Genomic DNA, 12,081 nt, shown 5'->3' with positions numbered 1-12,081 from the left:
AGCTAGAATAAAAAAACACTATAAACCCCTGTTTTAAATATATTTGATCATTCAAGTTGTGACAAAATCAAATCTTTAAACTAAGCTAAATTTTTTTTCTAGATGCAGATCCAACAGCATGCTTCTTCGCGCAAAAGCTGTTTTGCGTAGCTTAGACAAGCTTAAATATAAAAAGGTGGTGAATGTATGCAGTTTTTAAGAAACTTCTCAATATTTCAACGGCTTCTAATGATACTCGGTGTGGTCGCATTAGGCCTTGTGTTACTAAGTTTAACGAGTCTTCCGCAGCAATTTTCTAGTCTAGAACAGCAACAATATGAGAAAACCAAAAACCTCGTGGAGAACACATTTGGCATCATAGAGCATTTTCACGACTTGCAACAATCTGGTGAATTGACCCAAGACCAAGCTCAAAAAGCAGCCCTTGATGCTATTTCTAAGCTCCGCTACGACACTGACAATTACTATTGGATCAATGATTACAACCCAAATATGGTTATGCATCCAATGAAGCCACAATTAGTCGGCAGGTCACTCTCAGCAAGTAAAGATCCTGATGGCACATACCTATTTATGGAAATGGTCAAAATTGTCCGTCAACAAGGTGAAGGGTTTGTGCCTTATAAGTGGCCAAAACCTGGTTTCGATGACCCCGTTGACAAAATCTCTTATGTTAAAGGGTTTGCGCCTTGGCAATGGATTTTGGGCTCTGGTGTTTATCTAGATTCCATTGAAGAGGACTTTGCAGAACTTAGAAATTTAATGATTATTGATGTGGTTGTCTTGCTTATCATTTTAGCGGCACTGATTTCTTTAATTAGCAACAGTATTCTCAACCCCGTCAATTTAGCGACTGAAATGATGAAAAACATTTCCCATGGCGAAGGTGATCTCACCCAGCGACTAGATGAATCAGGCAAAGACGAGATATCACAATTAGCAAACTACTTTAACGCCTACACTGAAAAAATGCGCCACTCTATAGAGCGCGTTTCCCTAAGTGCGACTGAGGTCGAACGGCTTTCAAATTCAGTAGATGATACAGGTAAAGTCAATTTGAATCATATTGAACATCAAAATGATAATAGTCGACAAGTTGCCACTGCAGTTGAACAGATGAGTATGCAGATAAGGGAAGTAAGCGAAAATGCCGAAGCAGCAGAGCACGCCGCTAATGATGCGCTCAAGAATAGCAATAACGGTAAGCAAGTTGTGGCTAAGACCATCACTGCGATAGAAACTTTATCGAGTAATATTCAAGAAGTCAGTGAGGTGACCACTGTGCTTGCTGAAGAAAGTAATAATATAGGCTCTGTATTAGATGTAATTAGAGGGATCTCAGAGCAAACCAATCTACTTGCGCTAAATGCCGCTATTGAAGCAGCCAGAGCGGGTGAGCAAGGTCGTGGCTTTGCGGTTGTAGCAGATGAAGTTAGAACCCTTGCGAGCCGTACAGGGCAAAGTACCGACGAAATTCAAACCATGATAGAGAAATTGCAAAGAGGAGCACAAGAAGCAGTGAGTGCTGTTCAAGCAAGTCAGCAAATCTCTGAAAACACAGTACAGCAAGTTGCAGAAGCAGATGAAGTGTTAAATGAAATAGAGCGACTCATTATGTCTATTACAGATATGAATAGCCATATAGCTCGTGCAACGGAAGAGCAAAGCACAGCTGCACAGGAAGTAAATATTCGTATAACCGACCTGTCAGAAGCCACCGATCACTCTCTAGAAACCACACATGCTCTAACTGAAGCCAGCTTAAGTTTGAAACAAGCCAGTCATCAATTATCTGAAATTGTAAAGGGATTTAAGATTCGTTAGATGACATAGCTATCAGTTAGTAGTGAGTAAAAACAAAAAAAGGGAGCATATCGCTCCCTTTTCATTTATTAAATATCAAACTATGCATTTAACTCTTGTTCATACTCAGCAAATTTATCACTGATTTGCGAAGATGGTTCGTCAGTAGTTAAACTTACCACAACAATAGCAATTGAAGAAAGAATAAACCCAGGTACAATTTCATAGATTAAACTACTTAAAGACTGACCATTAATTTGGATCGGTGCATAAATCCAAATAAGAACGGTCCCTGCTCCGACTAGCATGCCAGCTAATGCACCAGCAAAGTTCATACGTTTCCAAAGCAAACTAAATAATACTAGCGGACCAAATGCTGCACCGAACCCTGCCCACGCATTACTTACCAAGTCTAAAATTGAGCTGTCACGGTCATACGCCAAATAGATAGCACACAATGCAACCAGCGCTACACTGATACGACCCACTAATACAAGCTCTTTATCTGTGGCATCACGGCGGATAAAAATTTTGTAAAAGTCTTCAGTTAGTGAACTTGAACTCACCAATAACTGAGAAGAAATTGTACTCATAATTGCAGCAAGAATAGCCGCAAGTAAGAAACCAGCTATAAGTGGATGGAATAATAACTGTGACAAAATCAAAAATATTGTTTCAGGGTCGTCGACTACAAGGTTTTTTTCATGGGCATATGCAGCACCAAACAGGCCAGTAAAGACTGCACCCAAAGCGGCAATTATCATCCAGCTCATACCAATACGACGCGCTACTGGCATATCTTTCACACTACGTACAGACATAAAACGTACAATAATATGCGGCTGGCCAAAATAACCAAGACCCCAAGACATGGCTGAGATAATGCCAATTGCTCCCCCAGCGCCAATCCAAGTCATCATCTGCGGATTCAATTCATTAAGCGTGACAGAAAGCGGATTATCTAGTAAAGATAAGGTAACACCAGGCACCAAAATTAATGCCACAAACATAATACACCCTTGTACAAAGTCTGTGAGGCTTACAGCTAAGAAACCACCAAACAAAGTATACAATACAACGACACCTGTCGTTATATATAAACCTGATTCATAGCTCATGCCGAAGGAGTTCTCGAATAGCTTTCCGCCTGCGACAACACCAGAAGAAGTGTATAGCGTAAAGAAAATGATAATGACTAGAGCCGACACAATTCTTAGCGCATTTCCTCTATCTTCAAAGCGATTTGCAAAATAATCGGGAATGGTGATGGCGTCGTTTGCCACTTCAGTATAAACACGTAGCCTTGGGGCAACTAACAAGTAGTTCAACCAAGCCCCTATTACTAAGCCCGTCGCAATCCAAGTACTGCTGAAACCTGTCACGAACATTGCACCCGGTAAGCCCATCAAAATCCAACCACTCATGTCTGAAGCGCCGGCAGAAAGTGCCGCCACACTAGGAGGCAGACTGCGCCCACCTAGCATATAGCTTGAAACATCACTGGTTGACTTGCGATAAGCATACAAGCCAATACCTAACATCACGATAAAATATAAAACAAGAGATACTAAAGTACCTGTTTCCAAAACTTACCTCCATTTACTCATTAAGAGAATCTTGGTTGGTGAATATTAATCTTATTATCAAGATGACTATAACATGTATGAAAAACTAACCCCAGCCAAGTGCGGCTAACATCAAAAACACACTCCAAACTAGGAACAAAGGATTAATACAGGATTGTTAACCGAAAATTAGTTAATGATTTAATACGCATTATATTTTATATTTACGATGTAAAAGTAAGTAACAGGATCAGTAGTACATGTATTTTTATGCAGCCCGACAACCTATTTTTGACCAAAACAAACAGCTTATGGGTTATGAGCTACTGTTTCGAGATGGCGTAGATAATGTTTTTCCTAATATAGACGGAGATGAAGCCACCTCTAAGCTCATTGAAGGCAGCCAGTTTAATTTTGGCTTAGAAGACTTAACGGACAACAAGCCTGCTTACATTAATTTTACTCTGGATACCATACTTAAGGGCTATCCTAGCATGTTACCCAGTGAACAGGTTGTTATAGAAATTCTCGAAACCGTTCAGCCAGGTAAACGCTTACTTGCTGCTGTTCAAGAGCTAAAAAGTAAAGGCTATACTCTGGCCCTAGATGACTATAAACACCAAAAAGTGTGGCGTCATTTTTATCCATACATAGACCAAATTAAAGTCGACCTCCTTATCACCTCAGATGAAGAGATCTCAGAACTCATCGAAGCCACAAAAGACTTTAAGAATATTAAGCTCGTTGCAGAAAAAGTTGAGACTAATGAGCAATTTGAAGAGGCAGTGGCACTTGGCTTTAGTTACTTTCAAGGCTACTTTTTTGCAAAACCTGAAATGGTGAAAAGCAAATCTCTGCCACCTTCAGAAATGGCACTTGCAGAGTTGCTTTATGAAACCTCAGTGGTTGATGTTGATATCAAAAAAATCAGCTCTGTTTTTGAAAGAGACGTAAACTTATCTTATAAGTTACTTCGCTATTCAAATTCCGCTGCTTTTAAACGACGTGCTGAGATAAATACAATCAAACAAGCGGTGGTTGTACTTGGCAACCAAGAGCTCAAAAAGTTTTTATCTCTGTTATTCGCAGCTCAAGTTTCTTCTGAAAAACCTATCGAATTAATCAAATTATCTCTAACTCGTGCACGCTTTTGTGAGCTACTCGCGCAAAAACATAAGGGGATCCAAGACACAGGCATGGCTTTTTTAGTTGGCATGATGTCACTGATGGATGCGATTTTAGATGAAAGCATGGAAGGCGTTATGAAAAAACTGCCTCTAAGCAATCTGATTAAAGAAGCCTTAGTGCAAAAACAAGGGATACTGGCGCAATATTTAGGTCTCATCAAAGCTTATGAGCAGGCAGATTGGGAGATGACGGGTGAATATTGTGAACGAATTAAATTTAGCAATGATTTACTGCCTGAAATATACAACCAAGCTGTCACTTGGGGTAATGAACAACTCCAAGTCATGGAGTGTGCTTAATTAAGCAATAAATTGATATAAATCAATCACAATACTGTCGCACCAACAACCTCCGCTAGGTGCGACAATCTGTCACATCCCTCAGCAAGTAAAAATCTATACACTGCCCACAACTCTTTCCATTGCAGGGCTTTTAAATGAAAAAATCAATTCTAAGTGGACTTATCTGCACCTTACTAAGTAATTATGCTGTAGCTGATGACATAGAAAAAATCGTTGTCATTGCACCAATGCAAACACCACTCAATATAAAAACCGATCCTAAATTACCAAGGCAGCCCTTGCCTGCTCAAGATGCGTCAGATTTACTCTCAAGTATCAGTGGTTTTTCATTAATCAAAAAAGGGGCTGCAAGCTCAGATCCAGTCTTTAGAGGTCAAGCAGGCTCGCGCTTAAATATTCTAACCGATGGCAACCTCACCTTAGGTGGCTGTGGTAATCGTATGGACCCTCCAACGGCTTATATTACGCCACAAACTTATAACACGCTTACCGTAATAAAAGGCCCACAAACAGTATTATATGGACCAGGCAACAGCGCTGCGACCGTATTATTTGAGCGTGATAGTTACAGAATGGATAAAGCTGGTATAGAGGGTTTTAGCAACCTAGTGCTTGCCAATGCAGGGCGTCGGGGTATTAATTCCCAGCTAAAGTTTGGAGATCAAGACTACTATGCCAATATATCAGCCAGCTTTAACAAAGCGGATAATTATAAGGCAGGCAATGGCACGCACGTGCATTCAGCATACGAGAAATGGAATACCGATTTAGAGCTTGCTTACACACCAAGTGACGATAAGATTATTAGTCTTTCTCTTGGGCGTAGTGATGGCAAGGTTGCTTATGCAGATAGAGCAATGGACGGGAGTTTATTTGACAGAACTCACAGTGCAATTAAATTCGATTGGTTACTTGAAGGCACCATCATTAGACGCATTGAAGGGCAAGTTTTTTACAATTATGTCGATCATATTATGGACAACTTCTCATTACGTGATTTCGTTGCAACACCTATGAACAAAACGCCTAGAGCAATGAACCCTGACAGAACAACTTACGGCGGTAAGCTTTTAGCACATGGTGAGTACAATAAAACGAGCAAGTTTAGCATTGGCGTTGATCATCAAAGTAATGAGCATACAAATCGTATGTCGATGAATATCAATATGATGCCAATTGACAATCAAACGCGTACTACTGACGGACATTTTGAGCAGTTTGGCGTGTTTGCTGAATACGAATTTAGTCCAGAGGAAAACAAACAATGGGTATCGGGCTTGCGCATAGACAGGTGGCAAGCAACTGATGAACGCAAAATGGTCGGTACAATGATGATGATGATGTCCCCTAACCCGACTGCTTTTCAGACCCGAAAGTCATCTTTGTATAGTGGGTTCACAAGATTTCAAGCACAAACCGAAAATACCAGTTACTTTGCTGGCTTCGGTTATGTAGAGCGATTTCCTGATTATTGGGAATTATTAGGTGCAGGTCGAAGCAGCGAAAAGACGACAAGTGCTTTTAATACAAAGCATGAAACCACAAGTCAATTCGATTTAGGCTTAGTCCACCAAATTGATAATTGGCAAAGCTCAGCTTCTGTTTTCTACAATCAAACCGATGACTTTATTCTCATCGACAATACGTTTGAGAAAATGGGCAAACCGGCAAAAGTAACTCGCAACGTTGACTCTGAGAGCTTTGGTTTTGAGTTAGACAGCAAATATTCACTGACGAAGTCATTATCAACCGGTGCAGGTATCAGTTGGGTAAGGGCTACAAATCTAACTGATCATAGACCATTAGCGCAACAACCGGCTTTACAGGCTCGATTTACACTTGATTACGCTCTAAAAGATTGGCATCTTGGCATGCTTTGGCGTGTTGTACAAAAGCAACATCGTGTAGCCATTGGTCAAGGTAACATTGCAGGTCAAGACGTCTCAGAGTCCACCGGTTACGGTGTACTGTCAGTGAATGCTAACTATAGCCAAAGTCAAAATATAGACTGGAGTTTTGGTATAGATAATTTACTCGACAAAGCCTACAGCGAGCACTTGAGTCGTGCAGGTGCGGCTGTCAATGGATATGAGCAAACTAGCCGAGTGAACGAAGCGGGGTTAACTGCTTGGCTTAACCTCAACTGGCGATTTTAACTCTTTAAATTAGGTTTAGATAAAGAAGCCAAGTCATTGACTTGGCTTGCTATTAAGTATATTAGCGCTTAAAGGTTTTCTAAGAAGTCTTCATCAAAATCTTCAACTTCTTCTTCTTTGATTGGTGGGTTACCATCATGCAGCTCGTAAAGTTGACGCTGGAAGTAGATATCTTTCATGAACACATAAGGGTCAAGTGACTCACGTAGTAACTTTTCTTGTGATAAAAGGCTCGCACGTGTATCTATCGCCCTCACAGCAAATACCAATAGGCTTTGTGGTGTTGATAAAGCCAACTCTGGCAACACGAAGTTATCAACCACATCACCTGTGATGTTTCTAGCGGTAGAAGGTCCATAGCCTGGCAACATCAAATATGCGCCATCACCAACGCCCCATACGCCTAAGGTTTGACCAAAGTCTTCATCTTTATGCTTTAAACCTAATGAGCTTGCAACATCAAAGAGACCAAAAATACCCACTGTTGAATTCACCAAGAACCGCGCGGTATTGATGCCTGTATCTTTTGGTTTTCCTTGTAATAATGAGTTAACCGCATCGGTAGGAGCTGCAATATTGGTAGTAAACGCATAGACACTTTTTCTAACCGGATCATTCGTAACGGCTAGGTACCCTTCGGCGACAGGCTTCAAAATATATGCATCAAGTACATCCATATTGAAGTCGTACACCGTTCTGTTGATACTTTGAAGCGGATCTCGCTCATCAACTTTCTCAGGGGAAACTGTTGCACACCCAGAAATAATGAGTGCAGCAAACGCAGATAATATAGGTTTTAACATTTAGCTTCCTGTGCTGGTTATTACACGACTGATCTCAATACGCACGATTGACGGCGCATTATCTAAGGCTATTACGTCTGATTGACCTTCTAAGTCGCCCGTCTGCACCGTTACAGCTTCATCACTTGAAACTCGGGCAGTGATCTCAACTTTTTCAAAGTTAGAAAGCTTCAGATCAGGCATCATAGCCATGCTGTCATCAAGTGTAACAGTAATCGGAAATTGAAATTGTTTTAATTTGTTCACAGCCAATGGCATTGGCGGGCCATTATGGGCTTTAGCAAAAATAAACAGCGTCGCATTGTCTGGTAGCTGATTTGCAACAGATTCATTTAACGACACAGAGACCGTTAATGATGCTCCTGCAGGAGGCTGATTTTCTTCATGCGCATGAGCATCAGGATTGATTTTATGTTCGATATCATGAATACGCTCTGTAATCATGGCATAGCGAGGGTCATCTTGGGTCATAGACGATTGCAGTACTTCAAATGCTGCTTTTGCTTCTTCCCAGTCTTGACGCTCATATGCGATTAATGCCAATAGCGAAATCGCGTCCATATTACTTGGATCAGACTGTAAAACTTTAGATAGCATTCTCGCAGCGCGATTCATGCTCGGCTCAGTACCTTCAATTAACAACACTTGGCTGAAGTTTACCAATACATTGTTATTATCAGGCTGCATAACCAATGCTTTTTCGAAAGCTTGCTTGGCCATATTATTATCACCCAGTGACATAGCAACACGGCCTAACAGCATCCAAGCTACGGCATCATCGCCACTTTCTGCAAGCTTTGTGCGAAGGCCTAAAGCAAATGCTTGAAGTTCGTTTTGAGACAGTGGTTCGCCTTGCTGTAAAACTGCACGCTCACCAAATTCTGGCAACCTATCGATAGCAGTGTACCAGTCTTCAATTTGCTTTTGACTGCCTGTATAGCCATAAAATACGGCACTCACTGCAACTAAAAAAGCCAAGCCGGTTAACGCGAATATACGGTTATTACCTCGAGCATTAAGTTGCTTCTCAGGAGATAACTCATTAAGCAAGCGGCGCTTTAACTCAACAATTGACTCGTTGTAAGCTGTTTGCTCAATTTTCTTATCCGCAAACTCTTGCTCTAAATCATCTAGGCGCTGTTGATAAATGGCAATACGCTCTGCATTGGCATCAGAATCAACCGCGATGACCTTTTCACGTCGTAAAAATGGCACCACAACAAATAAAGCGGCAAGAATTGATAATAGAGCAAACATGCTCCACATTTGCGTCATTGCGCTCATGAATTATGCTCCTGACGTTGATACTGCTTGATCAGTTGCGCGAGTTTTTCTTCGTCTTGCGCATTCCACTTTTGTTTCTTTGACGCCTTCTTTTGTCGAAAGACAATAAAGCCAAAACCAATGATCACAATTAATACTGGTAATACCCAAAGTACAATGGTTGCAGGTGTAACCGGCGGTTGGTAGTGAACAAAGTAGCCATAACGGTCAATCATGTAATCAATGACTTCTTGCTTTGATTTTCCTTCATTAACTAGCACTAGTACCTTGTCACGTAAGTCCTTAGCAACAATCGCATCTGAATCAGCGATATTCTGATTTTGACATTTCGGACAACGAAGCTCTTGTGTCAACGCTTTGAAGGTTGCTGCGCGCTCAGCATTCGCAAACTCATATTCATCTTGGGCACTATAAGCTGAAAAGCTTAAAATGCTCAGAAATAACAAAGTTAAGATTCTCATTCTGACAACTCCTGCATAACAGGTGCAAACTTAGCACGCCAAACTCGAGGGTTAATGTCACCTGTGTGGTGCAATAGAATCGTACCATTGGCATCAACAAGGAAAGTTTCCGGCGCACCTGATACGCCTAAATCAAGTGCCAGAGTGCGGTCTAAATCTAAGATATTGAATTGATATGGGTTGCCAGCTCTATCAAGCATATTCTGCACTTCATTTCGCAGTGCATTGATATCAAACTGGTCACCAAAATCAGGGTCATAAGCTTGCTCATAATACAAACCAATAATGCGCACCCCACGCTCTCTTAACTCAGTAAGATAGCCTAATTCAGCGATACAGGTCGGGCACCAAGTGCCCCAGACATTCAGTAAATATACGTCACCTTTTAGGTCTGTATCACGCCACTGTTTTGATTCATCCATTAAATCAGGTAAAACAAAGCTTGGCATCGTTTGACCTATACGACCTGTTTGTAACTCTCTAGGATTACCAAACAGGCCTTGGTATAAGAAAACGCACAAGAAGATGAAGATTAAAAAAGGAATAAACCCTAATAGCTTTTTATTCATGCTACAGCTCCCTTTACCTTTCTTCTGCGGTAACGCTTATCAGCCACCACCATGAAACCGGCAAGCGAAATTAAAATACCACCTAGCCACATCCAGCGAACGTAAGGTTTGTGATAAATACGCAACGACCATGCACCTTCACTCAATTGCTCACCGAGCGCCAAATATAAGTCTCTAAAGAAACCATCATCAATCGCGGCTTCTGTCATAAATTGCATGCCTATATCATATAGGCGTTTTTCAGCATATAACTCAATAATAAACTTATCGTCTTTCAACACAGTTACCACACCCGCATGACCACTGTAGTTAGGACCACGGATTTCCTTTACACCATCGAATCGATAGCTGTATTCGTTTAGCTGTGCCACGTCACCTGGTTTCATACTGACAGAACGTTCGACTGAATACGCTGATGTGAGTGTCACACTGGCTATCACAAATGCAATACCAATATGACCAAGCACCATTGCCCAATAACTTAAACCTAAACGTTTTAAACCATTTGCAAAGCTGTCTTGTGCCGACGCCTTATCAAAAATATCTAGCAATGTACCTAGTGTGATCCACACTGCAAGCGCCGTTGCAATAAACGTCATTGGCGCAACATATTCATAGTTAGGTAATAACCATAATGCCGTCAGAGCCAGAGCTAAGACCAACATACCTACCCATTTTTTCACCATAGGTGGTAATTGGTTTTGCTTCCAACGCATCATAGGCGCAATACCTAGTAATAAAGCGAAAGGCACAACCAAAATAGAGAACATTTGATTAAAGAAAGGCACACCAATTGAAATGGTGCCCAGGCCTAACTCTTTATGGATCATAGGCAACAAGGTGCCCAGTAATACAATGAGGGTTGCCACCACTAAAAAGATATTATTCGCCCAGAGAGTCACCTCTCGAGAAGCGAACTTATAGCGTCCCTCACTATAAACTTCAGAAACGCGCATTGCATATAACGCTAAGCTGCCACCTACCACGACACCCAAGAACGACAAGATATACAGTCCTCTGTCTGGATCAGTCGCGAAGGCATGCACTGAGACAATGATCCCTGAACGAACGATAAAGGTACCCAGCAAACATAAACTAAACGCAGTAATCGCAAGTAATACCGTCCAAGATTTAAACACACCGCGTTTCTCAGTCACTGTTAAAGAATGAAGCAACGCAGTGGCAACTAACCATGGCATCAGTGAAGCGTTTTCAACTGGATCCCAGAACCACCATCCGCCCCAGCCGAGTTCAGCATACGCCCACCAACTACCGATAGTGATACCTAATGTTAAGAAACCCCACGCAACCATCGTCCATGGGCGAGACCACTTAGCCCAAGTATTATCAAGCTTACCAGTTAGTAATGCAGCTATAGCAAACGCAAATGATACAGATAGGCCCACATAGCCCATATAAAGCAATGGCGGATGAATGATCATACCCGGATCTTGAAGAAGCGGGTTTAAATCACGCCCTTCTACTGGGTAATAAGGCAGTAATCGCTCAAATGGGCTCGACATCCATAAGGTATAAAGCATAAAGCCAACACCTAAGAAACCCAGCACGCCAAGTACACGCGCACGTAAAACCCAAGGTAAAGAGTTAGACATAAGCGCAACTAATGCAGTCCAAGACGACTGCATTACGAGCCAGAGTAAAATTGCACCTTCATGGCCACCCCAAGTCGACGTAACCTTGTAATACCAGGGTAAAGTTGTGCTTGAATGGTGTGCTACATACGCGACGGTAAAATCATCCGTCAGCGTAACATAAATTAAAATTGCAAAAGAAAATAGGACAAAAAGACACTGGCCAACAGCCAAAGAAGGCGCTGCTCGCATTAACCTAAGATTACCGGTGTAAGCGCCCCATAAAGGAAAAATACATAGTAACAGGCTCAAACCCATTGCCAGTACAAGCGAGAAATAACCAATTTCTGGGATCATA

At 41.6% G+C, this 12,081-nt stretch carries 9 protein-coding genes; 3 read left to right on the top strand and 6 right to left on the bottom strand.

The window, feature by feature from the left end; genetic code table 11:
- Window positions 1-186 precede the first annotated feature (186 nt).
- Entirely contained in the window at window positions 187-1,824 is a 1,638-nt protein-coding gene (locus ACGHEH_RS16960) for a methyl-accepting chemotaxis protein (RefSeq protein WP_390447645.1), read from the top strand.
- A gap of 80 nt (window positions 1,825-1,904) precedes the next feature.
- Here ACGHEH_RS16960 and putP read toward each other — a convergent pair whose 3' ends face one another.
- On the bottom strand, window positions 1,905-3,389 hold the full coding sequence (putP, locus tag ACGHEH_RS16955; RefSeq protein WP_390447642.1) for a sodium/proline symporter PutP: 1,485 nt from the start codon (window positions 3,387-3,389) through the stop codon (window positions 1,905-1,907).
- Window positions 3,390-3,628: 239 nt separating this feature from the next.
- Here putP and ACGHEH_RS16950 point away from each other — a divergent pair, with 239 nt between their 5' ends.
- The gene (locus ACGHEH_RS16950; RefSeq protein WP_390447639.1) at window positions 3,629-4,855 is read left to right on the top strand and encodes an EAL and HDOD domain-containing protein; all 1,227 of its coding nucleotides are present in this window, start codon (window positions 3,629-3,631) and stop codon (window positions 4,853-4,855) included.
- A gap of 137 nt (window positions 4,856-4,992) precedes the next feature.
- The gene (locus ACGHEH_RS16945) at window positions 4,993-7,014 is read left to right on the top strand and encodes a TonB-dependent copper receptor (RefSeq protein WP_390447636.1); all 2,022 of its coding nucleotides are present in this window, start codon (window positions 4,993-4,995) and stop codon (window positions 7,012-7,014) included.
- Window positions 7,015-7,082: 68 nt separating this feature from the next.
- On the opposite strand, the gene ACGHEH_RS16940 is transcribed toward ACGHEH_RS16945, so the two are convergent.
- The 5 genes from ACGHEH_RS16940 to ACGHEH_RS16920 are packed head-to-tail and all read right to left on the bottom strand — an operon-like array spanning window position 7,083 to window position 12,080.
- Window positions 7,083-7,817 (bottom strand): VacJ family lipoprotein, encoded by a 735-nt coding sequence (locus ACGHEH_RS16940; RefSeq protein WP_390447633.1) that lies wholly within the window; start codon window positions 7,815-7,817, stop codon window positions 7,083-7,085.
- Window positions 7,818-9,092, bottom strand: coding sequence for a c-type cytochrome biogenesis protein CcmI (gene ccmI / locus ACGHEH_RS16935; protein WP_390447846.1), 1,275 nt, complete (start codon window positions 9,090-9,092; stop codon window positions 7,818-7,820). It lies immediately after the preceding gene.
- A gap of 5 nt (window positions 9,093-9,097) precedes the next feature.
- The gene (locus ACGHEH_RS16930; RefSeq protein WP_058029226.1) at window positions 9,098-9,562 is read right to left on the bottom strand and encodes a cytochrome c-type biogenesis protein; all 465 of its coding nucleotides are present in this window, start codon (window positions 9,560-9,562) and stop codon (window positions 9,098-9,100) included.
- Window positions 9,559-10,131 carry a DsbE family thiol:disulfide interchange protein gene (locus ACGHEH_RS16925; protein ID WP_138483324.1) on the bottom strand — a complete coding sequence of 191 codons (573 nt, stop codon included), beginning with the start codon at window positions 10,129-10,131 and terminating at the stop codon, window positions 9,559-9,561. The genes ACGHEH_RS16930 and ACGHEH_RS16925 overlap by 4 nt, the downstream gene beginning before the upstream one ends.
- Window positions 10,128-12,080, bottom strand: coding sequence for a heme lyase CcmF/NrfE family subunit (locus tag ACGHEH_RS16920; RefSeq protein WP_390447629.1), 1,953 nt, complete (start codon window positions 12,078-12,080; stop codon window positions 10,128-10,130). The genes ACGHEH_RS16925 and ACGHEH_RS16920 overlap by 4 nt, the downstream gene beginning before the upstream one ends.
- Between the last annotated feature and the right edge of the window lies 1 nt (window position 12,081).

This window comes from Pseudoalteromonas sp. MTN2-4 (assembly GCF_042848605.1).
Taxonomy (GTDB): Bacteria; Pseudomonadota; Gammaproteobacteria; order Enterobacterales; family Alteromonadaceae; genus Pseudoalteromonas.
This window is presented reverse-complemented; position numbering and strand designations above follow the sequence as displayed.